Origin of the sequence: Nonomuraea sp. NPDC050790, from assembly GCF_044456745.1 — a bacterium.
Taxonomy (GTDB): Bacteria; Actinomycetota; Actinomycetes; order Streptosporangiales; family Streptosporangiaceae; genus Nonomuraea.
In genome coordinates, this window is sequence record NZ_JBITGF010000004.1 from 113064 (window position 1) to 130755 (window position 17692).

Annotated in this window: 18 protein-coding genes; 11 read left to right on the forward strand and 7 right to left on the reverse strand. The window is 72.1% G+C overall.

Annotated elements, in window-relative coordinates:
• The 3 genes from ACIBEJ_RS20925 (at position 1) to ACIBEJ_RS20935 (ending at position 3918) form a co-directional block, all read left to right on the forward strand.
• Positions 1-957 (forward strand): LysR family transcriptional regulator, encoded by a 957-nt coding sequence (locus tag ACIBEJ_RS20925; RefSeq protein ID WP_397184427.1) that lies wholly within the window; start codon positions 1-3, stop codon positions 955-957.
• Complete coding sequence (locus tag ACIBEJ_RS20930; protein ID WP_397184428.1) at positions 917-2131, forward strand: alpha/beta fold hydrolase; 1215 nt, start codon at positions 917-919, stop codon at positions 2129-2131. The genes ACIBEJ_RS20925 and ACIBEJ_RS20930 overlap by 41 nt, the downstream gene beginning before the upstream one ends.
• Before the next feature lie 62 nt (positions 2132-2193).
• Positions 2194-3918, forward strand: a complete 1725-nt coding sequence (locus tag ACIBEJ_RS20935) for a hypothetical protein (RefSeq protein WP_397184429.1) — start codon at positions 2194-2196, stop codon at positions 3916-3918.
• Between the two features lie 36 nt (positions 3919-3954).
• On the opposite strand, the gene ACIBEJ_RS20940 is transcribed toward ACIBEJ_RS20935, so the two are convergent.
• The 3 genes from ACIBEJ_RS20940 to ACIBEJ_RS20950 all read right to left on the reverse strand — a co-directional run bounded on the left by ACIBEJ_RS20940 (position 3955) and on the right by ACIBEJ_RS20950 (position 7655).
• A complete protein-coding gene (locus ACIBEJ_RS20940) occupies positions 3955-5385 on the reverse strand; it encodes an ATP-binding protein (protein WP_397184430.1) in 1431 nt (476 codons plus the stop codon).
• Positions 5382-7031: an FAD-dependent oxidoreductase gene (locus ACIBEJ_RS20945; protein WP_397184431.1), complete on the reverse strand. Its 1650-nt coding sequence runs from the start codon at positions 7029-7031 to the stop codon at positions 5382-5384. Before ACIBEJ_RS20945 ends, ACIBEJ_RS20940 begins: the two co-directional genes overlap by 4 nt.
• Positions 7032-7100: 69 nt before the next feature.
• Positions 7101-7655 (reverse strand): NAD(P)-dependent oxidoreductase, encoded by a 555-nt coding sequence (locus ACIBEJ_RS20950; protein WP_397184432.1) that lies wholly within the window; start codon positions 7653-7655, stop codon positions 7101-7103.
• A gap of 136 nt (positions 7656-7791) precedes the next feature.
• Between ACIBEJ_RS20950 and ACIBEJ_RS20955 the strand changes: the two genes are divergently transcribed.
• Positions 7792-8394, forward strand: a complete 603-nt coding sequence (locus tag ACIBEJ_RS20955; RefSeq protein ID WP_397184433.1) for a TetR/AcrR family transcriptional regulator — start codon at positions 7792-7794, stop codon at positions 8392-8394.
• On the opposite strand, the gene ACIBEJ_RS20960 is transcribed toward ACIBEJ_RS20955, so the two are convergent.
• The gene (locus ACIBEJ_RS20960) at positions 8384-9058 is read right to left on the reverse strand and encodes a ThuA domain-containing protein (protein ID WP_397184434.1); all 675 of its coding nucleotides are present in this window, start codon (positions 9056-9058) and stop codon (positions 8384-8386) included. The genes ACIBEJ_RS20955 and ACIBEJ_RS20960 overlap by 11 nt on opposite strands.
• Positions 9059-9241: 183 nt before the next feature.
• On the opposite strand from ACIBEJ_RS20960, the gene ACIBEJ_RS20965 reads away from it, so the two are divergent.
• Together ACIBEJ_RS20965 and ACIBEJ_RS20970 are read left to right on the forward strand one after the other, a co-directional pair.
• Entirely contained in the window at positions 9242-10099 is an 858-nt protein-coding gene (locus tag ACIBEJ_RS20965; RefSeq protein WP_397184435.1) for an RNA polymerase sigma-70 factor, read from the forward strand.
• 19 nt (positions 10100-10118) lie between these two features.
• Positions 10119-10880 (forward strand): SDR family NAD(P)-dependent oxidoreductase, encoded by a 762-nt coding sequence (locus ACIBEJ_RS20970; RefSeq protein WP_397184436.1) that lies wholly within the window; start codon positions 10119-10121, stop codon positions 10878-10880.
• A gap of 14 nt (positions 10881-10894) precedes the next feature.
• Here the strand turns inward: ACIBEJ_RS20970 and ACIBEJ_RS20975 are convergent, their stop codons facing one another.
• The gene (locus ACIBEJ_RS20975) at positions 10895-11518 is read right to left on the reverse strand and encodes a MerR family transcriptional regulator (RefSeq protein ID WP_397184437.1); all 624 of its coding nucleotides are present in this window, start codon (positions 11516-11518) and stop codon (positions 10895-10897) included.
• 16 nt (positions 11519-11534) lie between these two features.
• The gene (locus tag ACIBEJ_RS20980; protein WP_397184438.1) at positions 11535-12374 is read right to left on the reverse strand and encodes a LysR family transcriptional regulator; all 840 of its coding nucleotides are present in this window, start codon (positions 12372-12374) and stop codon (positions 11535-11537) included.
• 246 nt (positions 12375-12620) lie between these two features.
• Here ACIBEJ_RS20980 and ACIBEJ_RS20985 point away from each other — a divergent pair, with 246 nt between their 5' ends.
• Genes ACIBEJ_RS20985 through ACIBEJ_RS20995 form a run of 3 tightly spaced genes read left to right on the forward strand, consistent with a single transcriptional unit; the run spans position 12621 to position 15073 of the window.
• The gene (locus ACIBEJ_RS20985; protein ID WP_397185270.1) at positions 12621-13652 is read left to right on the forward strand and encodes an acetyl-CoA acetyltransferase; all 1032 of its coding nucleotides are present in this window, start codon (positions 12621-12623) and stop codon (positions 13650-13652) included.
• A gap of 39 nt (positions 13653-13691) precedes the next feature.
• Complete coding sequence (locus ACIBEJ_RS20990; protein ID WP_397184439.1) at positions 13692-14222, forward strand: RNA polymerase sigma factor; 531 nt, start codon at positions 13692-13694, stop codon at positions 14220-14222.
• Positions 14219-15073, forward strand: coding sequence for a hypothetical protein (locus tag ACIBEJ_RS20995; protein WP_397184440.1), 855 nt, complete (start codon positions 14219-14221; stop codon positions 15071-15073). The genes ACIBEJ_RS20990 and ACIBEJ_RS20995 overlap by 4 nt, the downstream gene beginning before the upstream one ends.
• On the opposite strand, the gene ACIBEJ_RS21000 is transcribed toward ACIBEJ_RS20995, so the two are convergent.
• Positions 15063-16004, reverse strand: coding sequence for an N-acetylglucosamine kinase (locus ACIBEJ_RS21000; RefSeq protein WP_397184441.1), 942 nt, complete (start codon positions 16002-16004; stop codon positions 15063-15065). The genes ACIBEJ_RS20995 and ACIBEJ_RS21000 overlap by 11 nt on opposite strands.
• Before the next feature lie 79 nt (positions 16005-16083).
• On the opposite strand from ACIBEJ_RS21000, the gene ACIBEJ_RS21005 reads away from it, so the two are divergent.
• Positions 16084-16953, forward strand: coding sequence for a MurR/RpiR family transcriptional regulator (locus ACIBEJ_RS21005; RefSeq protein WP_397184442.1), 870 nt, complete (start codon positions 16084-16086; stop codon positions 16951-16953).
• Entirely contained in the window at positions 16954-17688 is a 735-nt protein-coding gene (locus ACIBEJ_RS21010; RefSeq protein ID WP_397184443.1) for a sugar isomerase domain-containing protein, read from the forward strand.
• Positions 17689-17692 lie beyond the last annotated feature (4 nt).

Sequence of the window (17692 nt, forward strand, 5' to 3'; positions counted from 1 at the left end):
ATGAGCCTGGAACTGCGCCACCTGCGGACCCTCTGCGCCATCGCCGACGCCGGCAGCCTGACCAAGGCCGCCGCCGCGCTGGGCACCTCGCAGCCCGCCCTCACCGCGCAGCTCCAGCGCATCGAGCGGGCGCTGGGCGGCAGGCTGTTCGTGCGCGGCAGGCAGGGCGTGGAGCCCACCGCGCTCGGCGAGTACGTGCTGGAGCGCTCGCGGCTGCTGCTCATGGGCATGGAGGAGCTGATCCGCGGCGCCGCCGCCCGCCCCCAGGGAGAGGTACGGCTCGGCGGCGTCGCCGGCCCGATCCTGCCCGGCCTCGTGGACCGGCTCGGCGCCGGTCAGGTCACCTCGTTCACCGACGACTCGCCCAGGCTGCTGTGCGACCTGGTCGCCACGGGCAGGCTGGACGCCGCGGTCGTGGCCGACTACCGCGAGCACGAACTGCGCCCGCCCGCGCCGCTGCGCTCCGCCCTGATCGCCGAGGAGCCGGTCTTCATCGCGCTGCCGGAGCGGCACCGGCTGGCCGTACAGGAGGAGGTGGACCTGTCCGAGCTGGCGGGGGAGTCGTTCGTGCTGGCGCCGCCGGACGGCGGCGGCTGGCCCGAGTGCTTCCTGCTGGCCTGCGTGCGGGCGGGGTTCGCGCCGCGCACGCCGCACAAGGCGTCGGACGGCTGGGTGATCAGGGAGATGGTCACCGCGGGCGGCGCGGTGGCGCCGTGCCGCGCCACCTTCGCCGAGAGCCCCGGGCTCGTGATCAGGCCGCTGGCCGGGACGCCGCTGACCATGCGCCACCTGCTGGTGTGGCATCCGGACGGCCCGGTGGCCGAGCGATCGGGCGAGGTACGGCGGCTGGCCACGGAGATCTTCGCGGCACATGCCAGGGAACGTCCCAGATATGTGGGCTGGTTAGGGTTGCGGGGTGAGAGTGACGATGCCCGGCCTGACCGCCGTCGACCATGAGTTCACCGTTCCGCTCGACCACGACGACCCCGGCGGGCCTGCCATCCAGGTCTTCGCCCGCGAGATCGTCGACCCGCCCAAGGCCGGCGACGACCTGCCGTGGGCGGTGTTCCTCCAGGGCGGTCCCGGCGGGAAGTCGCCCCGGCTGCCGGGCAAGGCGTACTTCCGCCACATCCTGAAGACCCACCGCGTCCTGCTGCTCGACCAGCGCGGAACCGGCAGGAGCACCCCCGCCCAGCCCGCCGGCGCCGACTACTACCGCCACTTCCGCGCCGACTCGATCGTGCGCGACTGCGAGCACATCAGGAAGCGGCTCGGCGTCGAGCGGTGGGAGACCTGGGGCCAGAGCTACGGCGGCTTCGTCACCATGACCTACCTGTCGCTGGCCCCCGAGGGGCTGAAGGCGTGCCACATCACCGGCGGCCTGCCCGGCCTCGACGCCACCGCCGACGACGTCTACGCCCGCACCTACCCGAGGGTCGCCGCAAAGACCGCCGCCTACTACCGGCGCTACCCCGAGGACGCCGCGGTGGTCGAGCGCATCGCCGAGCATTTGCTGGCCGGGGAGGTCCTGCTGCCCGACGGCGACGTGCTCACCCACCGCCGCTTCCAGACGCTCGGCATGCAGTTCGGCATGAGCGACGGGTTCGAGAACGTGCACTGGCTGCTGGACGAGGCGTGGGCGGGCGATCGCCTGTCCGACACGTTCCTGTACGGCGTCATGAACGCGACCGGCTTCATCGGCGCCCCCCTGTACGCGCTCCTGCACGAGCCCTGCTACGCCCAGGGCGCCGCCACCGACTGGTCGGCCCAGCGGCTGCGTCCCAAGGAGCTCGACGAGCCCGGCACGTTCACCGGCGAGATGACCTACCCGTGGATGTTCGACGAGATCCGCGCCCTGCGTCCCTACAAGGAGGCCGCGCACGCGCTCGCCGCCGACACCACCCTGGGCCCGCTCTACGATCCGGACCGCCTGGCGGGCAACAAGGTGCCCGTGGCCGCGGTGGTCTACCACGACGACATGTACGTGGACGCCGAGCTGTCACTGCGGACGGCGGCCCACGTGGGCAACGTCAGGACCTGGGTGACCAACGAGTACGAGCACAACGGCTTCCGCGCCGACGGCGAGAAGGTCACCGCCCGGCTCATGGACATGATCGCGGGACAGGTGTAACGCCCGCATAACCAGATGGCGTGACGGGCGGGTTAGGCGGTGATCGATGAAATCGCCGCACTATGCAGACGCCTGTCATCGATCGCCCGGTCGCCGGACCGGCCCCCGTACCCGCTCCTCGTCCCGCCCTCCTGCCCTGGCTGCTGGCCGGCGGCTGGCTCGCCCACGTGTTGCTGCGGCTGTGGTTGTTCCGCTACCACGCGGGGCCCGTGGCCAACCCCGACGAGGTCGGCTACCTGCTGGCCGCCCGCTGGCTGGCCGGCGGGCCCGGCGGCGACTACTCCGGCAGCACCTTCTACCAGGGCGGCTACCCGCTGCTGCTGGCGCCCCTGTACTGGCTGAGCACCGACCCGGCGACCGTCTACCGGCTGGTGTCCTGTCTGGGGGCGGTGGTGTCGGCCTCGGCGTTCCCGCTCGCGTACCTGGTGCTGCGGCGGCTGACGCTCGGGCGGCGGGCGGCGCCGGCGCTGGCCTTCGCGGGGGCGCTGGGACCGTCGGTGCTGGTGTTCTCGGGGCTGGCGCTGGTGGACGCGGTGCTGCCGACGCTGGTGCTCGGGTGGCTGCTAGCCCTGCACGACCTGGTGACGCGCGGGACCGTGCTGCCCGGTGTGGTGGCCGGCGCGCTGTCGGGGCTCGCCCTGGCCATGCACATGCGGGGGGCGATCCTGTTCGGCGTCTTCGTGGTGTGCGTGATCGGGGTGCTCGTCTTCCGGAGGGTGCCGCTGCCGGCCGGGTGGTGGACGCTGGGGGCCGCCGCGGTCGCCGGGGGCGCCGGGGCGCTGCTCAACGCCCGGCTCAAGGCCGCCCTGTACCCCGGGGGCGTCAAGGACCTGTCGGGGCTGGCGCTGGAGCGGATGACCGGGCTGGAGGGCCAGGCGCGCTCGCTGGCCGGGGCCGCCGGGCAGCTCTGGTACCTGGTCACCGCCACCTGGGGCCTGGCCGGGGTCGGCATCGTGGCGGCCGTGGTGGTGCTGGTGCGTCGGGGCGGCTCGCCGTACCGGGTGACGGCGGGGGTGTTGCTGGCGCTCACGCTGGGGATCGCGTACGCGTCGTCGGCGGCCCTGCCCGACGAGCACCGGGTCGGCAACTACGCCTACGGACGTTACCTGGCCTGCGCGGCGGTGGCCTGGACGCTCGTGGGGCTGGCGGCGCTGGTGCGGGCCCGGCGGCGGACCGCGCTGGCGGGCGCGGCGGCCTCGGCGGGGCTGCTGGCGGTGTCGGGCGGGATCGCCGCCTGGTACGCGGGCGACCGGCTGACCCGCTACCACTACATCGCCTTCGACTTCCCCGAGACCGCCTTCCTCAGCGGCGTACGCGACCGGCTCGACCTGGTGGGCGCCTCGGCCGCGGCCCTCCTCCTGCTGACCGCGATCACGGCCGCGGCCGTCAAGAAGGCCGGGGCGGGGAGCCTCAAGGGGGCCGGGGCGGCGGGCCGCGGGAGAGCCGGGGCGCTGGGCGCCGTGCTGGTGGCCGGTGCGCTGGCCGTCCCCAACGCCGCCTTCGCGGCGGACCTCGCGCCCAAGTCGGCCCCGGTGGCGGGGAACGACGGCCTGCCCAGGATCACGCAGGGCCGTGTGGGCCTCGACACGCGGGTGAAGTGGAACATCTGGGTCCATCTGATCCACCGGGTCCACTGGACCCCGATCGAGCGTGTCCGGCCGGCCACCGAACCGCTGCCCGAGGGGCTGTGTACGGTCGTGGCCGCGCCGGAGGCGGGCGCGCCTCCGGCGGGCTGGAAGGTCGCCGTCCGAGGCAAGGGCTGGGTGACCTGGACGACGACCTGCTGAAGCTGGTTATGCCTGGGTTTGGGCTATCTGCTGGGGTTATGCCTGGGTTTGGATGGTTTCCTTGAGCGGGAGCCGTACCTCGAACCAGGTGTCACCCGGCACCGACCGGCACTTGATCTCGCCCCCGTGCCGCCCTGCCACGATCCGGTAGGAGATGTCCAGCCCGAGCCCGGTGCCCTGGCCGACGGTCTTGGTGGTGAAGAACGGCTCGAAGATGCGATCCCTTATGGCCTCGGGCACGCCGGGCCCGGTGTCGCCGATCTCGATGATCGCCTCGTCCTCGTCGTGCGCGGTCCGTATCGTGAGCGTGCCCTCCTCGCCCATGGCGTCCAGGGCGTTGTGGATCAGGTTGGTCCACACCTGGTTGAGCTCGCCGGCGTAGGCGGGGATCGGCGGCAGCGTGCGGTCGTAGTCGGTGACCACGGTGATCCCCGGGCCGATCTTGCCGCGGAAGATCGTGACGGTGCTGTCCAGCAGGTCGTGCACGTCCACCATCTGGAACGGCGCGCGGTCCATCTGCGAGTACTGCTTGGCCGAGGCCAGCAGCTTGGAGATGCGCTCGGTGGCCTCGGTGACCTCGTTGAGCATCTGGGAGATCTCGACCGCCTCGGCCAGCCACCGCAGCGCGCCGGGCACGTGCTCGTTGCCGACCTTCTTGGTGATCTTGTCCAGGTTCATCTGGTCGAAGCCCGCGTTGACCAGCGCGGGCGCCAGGTCCCAGGCGTCGTCCACGCCGATGGCCTCCAGCGCCTCGCCCAGCTCGTCCTCGGCGTCGGAGATCTCCAGCGGGCTGCGGGGCGGGAGTTGGCCGACGGCGCCGGCGCACTCGTCCTGCATCTCGATCATGTGCCGGAGCTTGCTCGGCGGTATGCCGTCCTCGGCCAGTTGCGCGAGCTGCATCCGGGAGTCCTTGATGAGCTGGCGCAGCTCGCCCACCGCGCGCACCGCCGCGGCGGCCGGGTTGTTCAGCTCGTGGGTCAGGCCCGCGGTGATCGTGCCCAGCGCGGTGAGCCGCTGGCGCCGGTCGATGACCTCGCGCTGCAGCCTGCCGCCGGACAGCACGCCGTCCAGCAGGTGCATCGCCATCGGGAACCACTCGGTCACGATGTGCGCGAACTTCTTGCCCGGCAGTATGAACATCCGCGTCGGCATGGTCGCGCGCAGCGTGTGCTGGTAGGTCTGCGGCGCCCGGTCGGCCAGGTAGGCGGAGGTGGCGCCGCCGTACACACCGGGGGTGGAGGCGCGGTGCATGGTCACCGTGCCCGCGCTCACGGTCTCCTGGATCATCTGCACCTCGCCCTCGATGAGGACGGCGAAGCACTCGGCGGGCTCGCCCTGGGTGACGATGTCCTGGCCGGTCTCGAAGGTGCGCATCTGCCCGCTCATGGCGAGCTTGGTGAGCTGGCCGTCGCTGAGCTTCTCGAACAGGAACGTCTTCCGCAGCTCGTCAATGTCGATCGAGGTCATTGCTTCTCCAGGTAACGGTGCACGAGCGAGACGGCCATCGCCCCCTCGCCGACGGCCGAGGCCACCCGCTTGATCGAATCGGCCCGCACGTCGCCGGCCGCGAACACCCCGGGCACGTTGGTCTCCAGGAAGTACGGCTCCCGCCGCGCCGACCAGTTGCGCGGCCGCTTGCCGCCCTGCACCAGATCGGGCCCGGTCAGCACGAACCCGCGCGCGTCGCGCTCCACCGTCTCGCCCATCCAGTCGGTGAACGGCTCGGCCCCGATGAACACGAACATCCACTGGGTGTCGATGTCGCGTTCCTCGCCCTTGGTGGAGACGGTCACCCGCTCCAGGTGCCCGTCACCGTGGCCGGCCGTCACGTTCGTCTGCACGTGGACCTCGATGTTGGGGATGGCCGCGATCTGCTCGATGAGGTAGTGCGACATGGAGGCCTCCAGTCCGTCACCCCTCACCAACAAGTTGACCTTGCTGGCGAATCCCGACAGGTAGACGGCGGCCTGACCGGCCGAGTTGGCCGCGCCGACGATGCAGACCTCGCTGTCCCTGCACGAGGGCGCCTCGGTGAGGGCGGCGCCGTAGTAGACGCCCTGGCCGACGAAGTCCTCAAGGCCGGGGGCGGTCAGCCTGCGGTAGCTGACGCCGGTCGCCAGGATGACGGAGTGGGCGGCGATCTCGCCGCCGTCGTGGAAGCCGATCACCCTGGCCTGTCCGCGCGGCTCCAGGCTGGCGACCTTGCGGGCGGTGAGGATCTCGGCGCCGAACTTCAGCGCCTGGCGGCGGGCCCGGTCGGCGAGCTGGGCGCCGGAGACGCCGTCGGGGAAGCCCAGGTAGTTCTCGATCCTGGAGCTCTGACCGGCCTGTCCGCCGGTGGCCAGCGACTCCACGAGCACGGTGTTGAGCCCCTCGGAGGCACCGTAGACGGCCGCGCCCAGCCCGGCGGGGCCGCCGCCGATGACGATCAGGTCGTAGAAGTCGGTGGCCGGCGTCGTGGACAGGCCCACCGACGAGGCCAGCGTGGCCTGGTCGGGCGCCTCCAGCGTGGCGCCGTCGGCGGTGACCACCAGCGGCAGCCTGCAGTCCTGCCCGGCCGCGGCGATGAGCTGGGTCGCCTCCGGGTCGTCGGCCAGCATCCACTGGTAGGGCACCTGGTTGCGGGCCAGGAAGTCGCGCACCTTGTACGATCCCGACGACCACCGGTCGCCGATCACCCGCAGCTCGGCCCGCTCCCTGCGGTCGGTACGCTGCCAGGCGTCGAGCTGGTCGTCGATGACCGGGTAGAACTTCTCCTCCGGCGGGTCCCACGGCTTGAGCAGGTAGTGGTCGAGGTCGACCACGTTGATCGCCTGGATGGCGGCGTCGGTGTCGGCGTAGGCGGTGAGCAGGACACGCCGGGCGAAGGGGTACATGTCCATCGCGGCCTCGAGGAACTGCACGCCGTTCATCTGCGGCATCCGGTAGTCGGCGAGGATCGCCGCCACGTCGTCGCCGCGCAGCCGCATCTCCTTGACGGCGTCCATGCCCTGCTGCGCCGCTTCCGCGCGGACGATTCTGTACTGCTGGCCGTACCGGCGTCTGAGGTCACGGGCGACTGCCCGCGACACGCCCGGGTCGTCGTCGACTGTCACGATGACCGGCTTGTCCATGCCCGTCCCTTCCCCAAGGTTCCTAAGGGAAGGATGTCATGGCTTTTCTCCTGACGAGATGCTGGCCTTTTAGTACGCGACGTCCACGGTGTGCCGGTGGGTGTCCCGGTCGGGCAGCACGCGGAGCACGGCGTCGGCCAGGTCGGCCCTGCCGATGGACATGCCGCCGCGTACGCAGTCGTCGAGGGCGGTGCGGTAGCCGCCGCGGGCGGGGGAGTCGAGCAGGCGGGGCGGGCGCACGACGGTCCAGTCGAGGGGGCTGTCGCGGATCCATTCGACCAGGCGTACGTTGTCCTGGTAGGGCGTCTTCAGGAACAGCGAGCGGATGAGGATCTTGGTCAGCCGCTGCGCAGGCGTGTCGGACGGGCCGTTCATCATGCCGTTGGTGACGACCACGAGGCGCTTGACCCCGGCCGCGTCCATCGCGCCGATCACGTTGGGCACGCCCTCGGAGTAGAGCCGGGAGGGGCCGCCGCCCGAGGACGGTCCTGCCAGGAAGACCACGGAGTCGCAGTCGGGCTCGATCGTCAGGGTGCGCGCGTCCATGACGTCGCCGGGCACCACGCTCAGCCCCGGATGCTCCTCGGTGACCGCCTCGGGGCGGCGGGCGACCGCGGTGACCACCGTTGCCTTCGCGCAGCGCCTGGTCGAGGAAGAGGCGGCCGGTGCCGCCGGTGGCGCCGTAGAGGGTGAGTTTCATGGCGGGCAGTCCCTTCGCAGCGGTGGTGAGTAAATGCTCACTCACCCCTATGATGGGTGAGTGCCTACTCACCGTCAAGCCGAGCAGACTCGCGAGCGCATCGTCGAGGCCGCCTACCAGGCGATTCTCGAACACGGCATCGCCGGCGCCACCACCAAGCGCATCGCCCGGCAGGCCGGATGCTCCGAGGCGCTGCTCTACAAGCACTTCAGCGGCAAGGAGGAGATGTTCCTAGCGGTGATCCTGGAGCGCATGCCCGCGCTCGCGCCCCCCTTGAGACGGCTGCGCGCCGCCGCCGGGCAGGGCGAGCTCGCCGCGAACCTGACCGAGTTCGCCGTCGCCGCCATCGCCTTCTACACCAGCACCGCGCCCATCGCCTCCGGCATGATCGGCGACCCGCCCCTGCTCGGCACGTTCCGCGGGATGCTGTCCGACCTGGACGCCGGGCCGCACGTGCCGATCGGGGTCCTGGCCTCGATCCTGCGCGCCGAACAGCAGAACGGGCGGATCGCCGCCGGCGCCGACTGCGACGCGCTCGCCGCCCTGCTCATGGGCGCCTGCTACCACCGGGCCCACCTGTCGTACTTCGTGGACCAGGGGGTGAGCGCCCAGGACTACGCGCGCTCGGTCGTCGCCGCCCTGCTCGGGGCTGCTACTCGCTGACCTCCACCGGGCGCTTCAGCAGCCACAGCGCCGCCCTTCGCAGCAGGGTGCGGTGGACCTCGTTGTCGTAGGAGCGGGTGTCGTGGCCCAGGGCGTCGTAGACGACGCGGCCGCGCCGTACCGGACGGGCCCAGACGAGGGGCTGGCCGTTGGCCGAGGCCAGCGGGCGCACGTCCGGCAGCACGTCGAGGTCGCTGTAGACCTCGTCCACGAGGTCGAAGTCACGCAGCCCCGCCACGATCGGGTGGCCGCCGTGCACCCGCACGCTCGTCCAGCCCAGCGGCGGGTGATGGGACTTCGGCCAGCTCCAGCAGCCGCCCAGCACCCTCGGCCAGCCCTGCCAGTCGTCGAAGCAGATCGAGGCCGTGTGCATGCACAGCAGGCCGCCGCCGCGGTCGAGATGGTCGAGCAGCGTCGTGCGCGCCTGCGCGGGCAGTACGAAGCGCCAGCGCGCGCGCTGGTCGGCGAAGCGGTCGAGCTCCATCCGCCAGCGCAGCGTGTTGACGGTGATGAGCGGGACCTCCGTCGGCTCGCTCAGCGCGCCCGCGACGTCCTCGGTGATCTCGGACTCGACACCCACCTCGGCCAGCACCTCGGCCAGGGCGGCCGACGTGGCGTCGAAGTCGTGGAAGAGTCCCCCGGAAAGGATCAGATTTCTCGCCACCTCCAAACCACATCACGGAAGTCGCCACAACCCAAGAGGGCGTTCCACCCGCCGAGCTGGACGCCTGACGCTCCGCGTTCACCGTCCCGGGCTGTCGCGAAGCGTACGAAGATCGCGCCGAGCGGCTGACGTTCCGCGGGGCTGTCGCGTGGGCTGCCGACGCCGCCGCCTGGGTGAGGGGGCATGATGCTGCGGGTGGAGGTATTCGAGGAACATCGCACCATGCTGCTCGGGCTGGCCTACCGGCTGCTCGGCAGCATGTGGGACGCGGAGGACGTGGTCCAGGAAGCCTGGATCCGCTGGCAGGCGACCGACCAGGAGGAGGTCAGGGAGCCGCGGGCGTTCCTGGTGACGGTCGTGTCGCGGCTGGCGCTCGATCAGTTGCGGTCGGCGCGGGTCAAGCGGGAGGCGTACACGGGGCCGTGGTTGCCGGAGCCGGTGCCCGCCTCGCAGGTGGGGCCGCTCGACACCGTCGAACTGCGCGACACCGTCGCCTTCGCGACCCTCCACCTCATGGAACGGCTGACGCCGCCGGAACGGGCCGTGTTCGTGCTGCGGGAGGCGTTCGCGCTGCCGTACCCGGAGATCGCGGAGATCGTCGGCGTGACGCAGGCCAACGCCCGGCAGATGCACCACCGTGCCTCGGTACGGCTGGCCGAGGGCCGCGACCGCTTCACGCCCACCGCCGAGCAGCACACCGAGCTGCTCAAACGCTTCATGGACGCCGCGGCCGGCGGCGACATGGACGCGCTCACCTCGCTCCTGCACGACGACGTGGTCCTGTGGAACGACGGCGGCGGCAAGGTGCGCGCGGCGCTCAAGCCGATCTACGGCAGGGACAAGGCGATCGGCTTCCTGCACGGCATCACCTCGCGTTACCTCTTCGGCGAGATGCGGCTGGCCGAGTCCAACGGCCACCCGGCGTTGCTGACCACGGTCGGCGGCGCCGACCAGCTCGTCATGCTGGAGATCCGCGACGGTAAGATCGCCACCGTCTTCGGCGTCCTCAACCCCGACAAGCTCACCCGGGTACGAGGATGATCGGCTTATAGTCGCCCCTATGGATCTCGGCATCGCGGGCAAGGTAGCACTGGTCACCGGCGGCAGCGCGGGCATCGGCCTGGCGTCGGCCAAATCTCTGGCCAGGGAGGGCGCCAACGTGTGCGTGAGCGCGCGCAACCCCGAGCGCCTCGCGGACGCGGTCGTCGAGCTGCAGGAGTTCGGCGGCGTCGTGCACGCCGTCCTGGCCGACGTGGAGGACCCCGCGGCCGCGGCCCGGGTGGTGGCCGAGACCCGTGACGTGCTGGGACCCGTGGACATCCTGGTGGCCAACGCCGGCGGCCCGCCCGCGGGCCGGTTCGTCGACATGAGCCCGGCCGAGTGGGACGTGGCCATCCAGCGCAACCTGCTCGGCACCGTCCGCCTGATCCATGCCGTGCTGCCCGACATGCGCTCACGCGGCTGGGGCCGGATCGTCACCATCACCAGCCGCTCGGTGCGCGAGGCCCTCGACGGCCTGGCCCTGTCGAACGCGACCAGATCGGCGGTCGCGGGCGTCGTGCGCACCCTGGCCAGGGAGGTGGCCGCGGAGGGTGTGCTGATCAACAACGTTCTGCCCGGTTCGGTGGACACCGACCGGCTGCGCGAGCTGGTCGGGGGCGCGGAGAACCTCGCCGCCCGTGCCGCCGAGGCGCCGATGGGGCGGGTCGGCCGTCCCGAGGAGATCGGCGACGTGGTGGCGTTCCTGGCGAGTGAGCCCGCCTCCTTCGTCACCGGCGCCTCGCTGCTGGTCGACGGCGGCGAGACCCATGTCATCGCCTGAGCCGATCGGCTGAGTCAGCGGTTCAGGCGGCGGGCCGACTCCGACTCCTGGGCCAGGCGCCTCAGGGCGTCGAACGCCTTGCCGTACAGGACGGTGCCGAGCACCAGCGCCTCCACGGCGGCGTCGCGCGGCCCGTCGAACGGGATGGTGGCCATCTCGACCTCGCGCACGAGCCGGTCGGCGGCCTCGGCGTACGGATCGAGGTCCGGCGTCATGCCCAGGTGGCGCATCCTGAGCAGGATCTCGGCCAGCTCCGCCCTGGGCGGCGCGTCGGGCAGCACCTGCCAGCCGTGCCCGGCGACCACCCGGTCCACCTCGGCGCGGGCGGCCTCCAGTTCCTCGCCGGGCTCGGCGGGGGCGACCTCGGGCGCGAGGGCGTAGTGGGCGGTGCCGAGCATGGTGTGGACGGGCAGGCTCTCGTCGTCCACGGCCTCGATGATCTTCTTGATGGAGGCGACGGGGAGCTTGCCGACCTCCAGCAGGGCGCGGATCAGGCGCAGCCGGCGCAGGTGGGTGTCGTCGTAGTCGGCGCGGGTGGCCGACCGCTGCGCACCGGGGTGGAGCAGGCCCTCGCGCAGGTAGTACTTGATGGTCGCGAGGGCGACACCGGACTCGGCGCTCAGCTCTGAGATGCGCATCGGTAGACCATAACGTCTAGCCGGAGCGGGCGAGCTGACGGGCGGCGGTGACGAGGTCGTGCACCTCCGCCTGCCGGTTCCACAGGAAGACCACCTCGATCGGCGGCACCGCCTCGGCGATCGGGACGAACGTGAGCACCTCCGGCACCGGCGTCCCCTTGCGTACGCACAACGTGTAGCCGGCGCCGGACCCGACCAGGTTCACCGCGAGGTCGTGGGTGGCGGCGGCGGGGCCGAGGCGCGGGTGCAGGCGGTGGCGGACGAAGCCGGACAGGAAGCGGCCGCCGTCGGACTCGGGCATGACCAGGGGCTCGGCGGCGAGGGCGGCCAGGGGCAGCGCGTCCTGGGTGGCCAGCGGGTGTTCGCGGGGGAGCAGGGCGTGGACGGCGGCGCGCTGGATGAGGGTGCGGGCGACGCCGCGGGGCAGGGTGCCCGGGGCGTATCCGAGCCCGGCCTGGAGGCTGCCGTCGGTGATGGAGACGATCTGCTCGGCGGTGTTCATGGGCGCCACGCGCAGCCGGGGACCGCCGGGCAGGTGCGACAGCAGCCGCGCCTGCACGTCGCCGAGCCCGTCGGCCACGCCGATGCGCAGCGCCTGCCCCTTGCCGCGGGCGGCGGCCACGGCGCGCTCGAAGGCGTCGACGGCGACGGTGGCCTGGGCCAGGAAGACCTCACCCGCCTCCGTGAGCCGCACGCCGCTGGAGGAGCGGGTGAACAACTCCGCGCCGATCTCCTTCTCCAGCGCCTTGAGCTGCTCGGAGAGGGTGGGCTGGGCGATGTGCAGCACGCCGGCCGCGCGGCGCAGGCTGCCCGCCCGCGCGATCGCTATGGCGTAACGCACTTGGCGCAGGTCCATCCATCACCTCATTTTTCGGTTTCATCTTCGGCCTTTCATCGCACCGAGTCAGGGTTTCGTGTCGGTGACTTTTCGCGAGCGTCCGGTAACCGAGCAAGCGCTTGCCTAACAACGGGCGCCGGGCTAGCGTGACGACTGTCGTCGCCCGCCGGGACGGATCGCGCCCCGGCCCGGTGGGCGGCCGTCGAGAAGGGAGCCGGGACCTTGCAGCCCTTCTCCGGCCGGGCCGCCGTCGCGGGCGTGGGCATGACCGCGCTCACCAGGGCCTCGGGCCGCAGCGAGCTGGACCTGGCCGTCGAGGCGGTCCAGGCCGCCTGCCGGGACGCCGGGATCGAGCCGGTCGAGGTCGACGCCCTGCTCAGCTACCACCTGAACGACTCCGTACCGGTCGTCCAGGTCGCCAGGGCCCTGGGGATCGAGCGCCTCGGCTGGCACAACGACCTCGCCGGCGGCGGCACCCAGGCCGCCTCCATCCTGGGCGACGCCGCGATGCTGATCCACTGCGGGCTGGCCCGCAACGTCGTCATCTACCGCGCGCTCAACGGCCGCTCGGGCCGGCGTCTCAACCTCGCCTCCACCGGCCCCCAGGAAGAGCTCACCCGCCGGTACGGCATGGCCGGTCCCATCCCCCTGTTCGCCCTGGCCGCCACCCGCTACCTCCACGACACCGGCCTGACCGAGGAACACCTGCACGCCGTCGTCGCCCAGTCGCGTGACAACGCCGCGGCCAACCCGCGTGCCCTCCGCCGCGAACCCCTGAGCTGGGCCGACTACCAGGCCAAGCCGTACGTGTGCACGCCCCTGCGCACGGCCGACTGCTGCCAGGAGAGCGACGGTGCCTGCGCCCTGGTGGTCAGCGGCGTGCTCGGCGGTCCGCGCGTCCACACGGTGGTGCGCGGCGGCGGCCCCGGCTGCTCGGCCATGGACCGCGCCCCCGACGTCAGCGCGATCTTCTCCGGGCACGTCGCCCCGATGTTGTGGCAGGCGTCGGGGATGAATCCGTCCGACGTGGACACGGCGCTGCTTTACGACGCCTATTCGTGGCTGGTCCCGCGGCAACTGGCCGACTTCGGCCTGGCCGCCGAGCTGGACGGCTACCTGCTGGAGCGCCGCCACGCCTGGGTGAACCGGCACGGCGGCCTGCTGTCGGAGGGCTACGTGCACGGGCTCAACAACGTGGCGCAAGCCGTACGGGAGCTGAGAGAGGACCGTGAAGTGGCGCTGGTGACGGGCTTCGGCGGCTCGTACGGCAGCGCCGCCCTCCTCGCCGCCGGATAAATCCTGAAATGCTCGGGTCATCCCCGACATGGACTGGATGTGAGCACCCAAGCCGACAGGTTCGCGGCGATCTACGCGGCGACCTATGAACAGATCCTCGGCTACGCCATGCGCCGCTGCGACCACCCCGAGGACGCGGCGGACATCGTGGCCGAGACCTACGCGACCGCCTGGCGCCGCGCCGACCGCCTGCCCGACGGCGACGAGGCGCGCCTGTGGCTGTACGGCGTAGCCCGCAACACCCTCGCCAACCACCGCCGCGGCATGCTCCGCAGGCAGCGGCACAGCGCCGAGCTGAACGTGGACCTCGCCGACCTCTACTCCCGCACCCCGGAGAGCACGGTGGAGCTGGGCGCCATCGCCCGCACCTTCCGCGAACTGGACGACGACGACCGCGAGCTGCTGTCGCTGGTCGCCTGGGAGGGGCTCGACCACGCCCAGCTCGCCACGGTCCTGGGGGTGTCCCGCAACGCGGTCCGCATCCGCCTGCACCGCGCCCGCAAGAGGTTCTCCCGCGCCCTGTCCAGGGCCGGAGTGACCGCCCACCACCTGGTTATGGAGTCGGCATGAACGATCTGCGGCAGCTCGCGAAGGTGCGCGACGAGGATCTGGCCGGACGGGCGTCCGGCGCGGGGGCGCGGGCGCTGCTGGCCTCCATCCTCGCCGAGACGCCCGTGGAGGAGCCGGTGGAGGAGCGGCGCCGCCGTCCGTGGAAGCGCCTGGTGGCGGCGGGCGCGCTGACCGCGGCGCTGGCGGCGGCAGCGGTGGTCGGCCCCACCATTCTCAACACGCCGGGCACCGCCACCTCCTACGCCAACGCGGCCATGGACATCAAGCTGGAGAACGGCATGTGGGTCGCCAGGATCAAGGACCCGTTCGCCGACCCGGCCAAGTACGAGGAGGCCTTCCACGCCGTCGGCCTCGACGTGAAGCTCGTGCTCGCGCCCGCCACGCCGCGCATGGTGGGGGAGATCTTCCAGATCGGTTCCGGCGGCGGCGTGGGGGAGAAGACCACGATCGGCTTCGACAGCGACCCCAAGCACTGCAAGATCACCGACCCGGAGTGCACGCTGGTGCTCACGCTCTCGCCGAACGCCTCGGGAGCCTGGATCAAGGCGGGCCGCCCGGCCAGGCCGGACGAGCCCTACGCCAACGGCAACCAGGCCACGGCGGAGGGCGCCTCGCTGGCCGGCTACAAGGTCAAGGGCAAGCGGGTGAGCGAGGTCGCCGCCGAGGCCGGCAGGCGCGGGCTCAAGGTCGTCTACCAGATCGTCGAACCCCAGCCAGACGGCGGGCACTCCATGCACCCCGACCGTCAGTCCGACCCGGTGGGCCAGGACTGGTGGGTCTGGGACGCCGAGGACGCCCAGCTCGGCGTGGTCCGCCTGCTCGTCCACGAGAAGCGCGCGGTCAGGAAGTAGCCACGAACCTCGCGTGCAGTTCCTCGGCCCGCGGCCCCAGCAGGTCGCGGGCCGCCAGCCACGCCGCCGCGCCCGCCGCGTCCCGCGCCGTGCGCACGGGCGTGTCGCCCAGCAGTTCGCATACGGCCTGCCGTACCGGGCCGGGGCTGGTGAGCACGCTGCCGGCCAGCACCACCGGCCCGGTCGTGTGCACGCGGCGCACGGTCGCCACGAGCTGCCCGGCCGCCTCGCGGGCGATCTTCACGGCCATCGGATCGCCGGCCGAGGCGGCCTGGCTGACCAGGGCGGACAGCGCGGCCAGGCGCATGTGGTCGGCCTGCGCGAGCCGTACGACGCGGTCGGCGATGCCGCGCGGGGTCGGGGCGCGCTCGGCGCCGAGGAAATGCGTGAGGACCAGCTCCGACAGCACCCCGCCCGGCTCGTCCCGGTCGAGGGCCTGCACCACGGCCTTGGCGGCGGCGCGGCCGATCCAGAAGCCGGAGCCCGCGTCGCCCAGCAGCCAGCCGAGCCCGTCGGCGATCACCGACTGGCGGTGGCCGGAGATCCGGGCGGCGATCGCCCCGGTTCCGGACAGCAGCAAAGACCCCTCGGCGGCGGGCGAGCCGGCGGCGTAGCCGATCGCCACGTCGCCGATCGTCTCGGGCGGCTGCGGGATGCCGTGCTCGGCCCAGAGGCGCGCGAGCTCGGCTCTCATGACGTCCTGGTTGCCGGCGATGCCGGCCAGCGAGGCCACCACCGCGCCGGCGTCCACCGAGGTCAGCGCCGCGCTCAGGGCGGCGGCGAGGTTGGCGACGGCCTTGTCCAGGCCGTGCGCGGAGGGGTTGCCCGCCCCCGTCTCCGCGTAGCCGACGCGCTCGCCGTCGAGCGTGTGGACGGCGACGCGGGTGGAGGTCGCGCCGGCGTCCACGCCGACGACCAACGAATGAGTCACGTCCTGATTTTGGGTCTTGACTCGACCGAGAAGCAAGAATAATTTTCGCCAGAAGACCGGGTATTCGGAAGGAATATTCGTGACTTCAGGGGCCCTTGGGCGTGTTGAGATGGAGCTGCCGGGATTGCCGGAAGCGCTGCGCCGGGTAGGCGAGGTGATCCTGGGCGACCCCGCCGAGGCGGCGAGATCCACGATCATCGCGCTGGCCGAGCGCGCGGGCAGCTCGCCCGCGACCGTGACCAGGTTCTGCCGCGCCTTCGGCTTCTCCGGCTACGCCGAGCTGCGCGTCGCGCTCGCCACCGAGACCGGCCGCGCCGCCCAGGCCGGCTGGGGCGCGGGCGTCGGCCACGAGATCGGCCCCGACGACCCCCTCGACACCGCCGTCGAGGTCATGGCCGCCGCCGACACCCGGCTCATCCAGGACACCGCCGCCCAGCTCGACCTCGGCACCGTCGCCCGCGTGGCCGACGCGATCGTCGCCGCCCGCCGTGTCCTCCTGGTCGGCGTCTCCACCAGCGGTAACGTGGCGACGATGTTCGAGGGCAGGCTGCGCCGCATCGGAATACCCGGCTGGAGCGCGGGCGACGCGCACGTGGCGCTGTCGGACGCGGCCCTGCTCGCCCCCGGCGACGTGGCGTTCGGCATCAGCCACAGGGGCCGCACCCGCGAGGTCATGGAGGCCCTGGTCGAGGCGTCGGGACACGGCGCGCTGACCGTCGCCGTCACCTCCTTCGCCCGCTCGCCGCTGGCGGAGCTCGCCGACGAGGTGCTGACCACCGCCAGCAGGGAGACCACCTTCAGGCTCGGCGGGCTGGCCGCCGTCCACTCGCAGCTCTTCGTCCTGGACGCCGTGTACGTCGCGGTCGCCCAGCGGACCTACGAACGCACCAACGAGGCCTTCGAGCGGACGATCAGCGCAGTCGAGAGCCACCGAGTCGAAAGAGGCTGAATGTCATACGCGACACAAGTCCTGGACCTGGCCAGAGCCGTGGTCTCCCGCCAGGAGCACCAGGTACGCCAGGCGGCCAGGCTCATCGTGACCTCGCTGCGCGGCGGCGGCGTGGTCAACGCCTTCGGCTCCGGCCACTCCGAGGCCATCGCGATGGAGATCGCCGGACGGGCGGGCGGCCTCGTGCCCAGCAACCGCCTCAGCCCCCGCGACCTCGTCCTGTACGGCGGGCAGCCCGCCACCGTCCTCACCGCGGAACTGGAGCGCGACCCGGAGATCGCCCAGCAAATCTACGACCTGGCGCCCGTCGAGCCGCAGGACGTGTTCGTCCTGATCTCCAGCTCCGGCGTCAACGGCACCGTCGTCGAGCTGGCCAGGATCGTCAAGGAACGCGGGCACGCGCTGATCGCCCTCACCTCGGTCGAGCACAGCGGCGCCATGCCCTCCCGGCACCCGTCGGGGCGCAAGCTGCTCGACCTGGCCGACGTCGTGCTCGACAACGGCTCGCCGTACGGCGACGCCATCCTCGAACTGCCCGGCGGCGGCACCTACGGCGCGGTCTCGACGATCACCTCCGCGCTGCTCGCGCAGATGGTCGTCACCACCGCGGTCGAGGAGCTGGTCGCGCTGGGCGAGACGCCCCCTGTCTACCTGTCGGTCAACGTGACCGGCGGGGACGAACACAACAAGGCACTGGAGAGCCGCTACGCAGGTCGCATCAGACGCGGAGCATAAGGAG

Bases quoted from the DNA above. Each gene is read 5' to 3' on its own strand.
- ACIBEJ_RS20995 (WP_397184440.1), top strand. From the start codon at position 14,219: ATGAACGATCTGCGGCAGCTCGCGAAGGTGCGCGACGAGGATCTGGCC.
- ACIBEJ_RS20970 (WP_397184436.1), top strand. From the start codon at position 10,119: ATGGATCTCGGCATCGCGGGCAAGGTAGCACTGGTCACCGGCGGCAGC.
- ACIBEJ_RS20980 (WP_397184438.1), bottom strand. From the start codon at position 12,374: ATGGACCTGCGCCAAGTGCGTTACGCCATAGCGATCGCGCGGGCGGGC.
- ACIBEJ_RS20935 (WP_397184429.1), top strand. From the start codon at position 2,194: ATGCAGACGCCTGTCATCGATCGCCCGGTCGCCGGACCGGCCCCCGTA.
- ACIBEJ_RS20940 (WP_397184430.1), bottom strand. From the start codon at position 5,385: ATGACCTCGATCGACATTGACGAGCTGCGGAAGACGTTCCTGTTCGAG.
- ACIBEJ_RS21010 (WP_397184443.1), top strand. From the start codon at position 16,954: ATGTCATACGCGACACAAGTCCTGGACCTGGCCAGAGCCGTGGTCTCC.
- ACIBEJ_RS20965 (WP_397184435.1), top strand. From the start codon at position 9,242: ATGATGCTGCGGGTGGAGGTATTCGAGGAACATCGCACCATGCTGCTC.
- ACIBEJ_RS20925 (WP_397184427.1), top strand. From the start codon at position 1: ATGAGCCTGGAACTGCGCCACCTGCGGACCCTCTGCGCCATCGCCGAC.
- ACIBEJ_RS20985 (WP_397185270.1), top strand. From the start codon at position 12,621: ATGACCGCGCTCACCAGGGCCTCGGGCCGCAGCGAGCTGGACCTGGCC.
- ACIBEJ_RS20945 (WP_397184431.1), bottom strand. From the start codon at position 7,031: ATGGACAAGCCGGTCATCGTGACAGTCGACGACGACCCGGGCGTGTCG.
- ACIBEJ_RS20975 (WP_397184437.1), bottom strand. From the start codon at position 11,518: ATGCGCATCTCAGAGCTGAGCGCCGAGTCCGGTGTCGCCCTCGCGACC.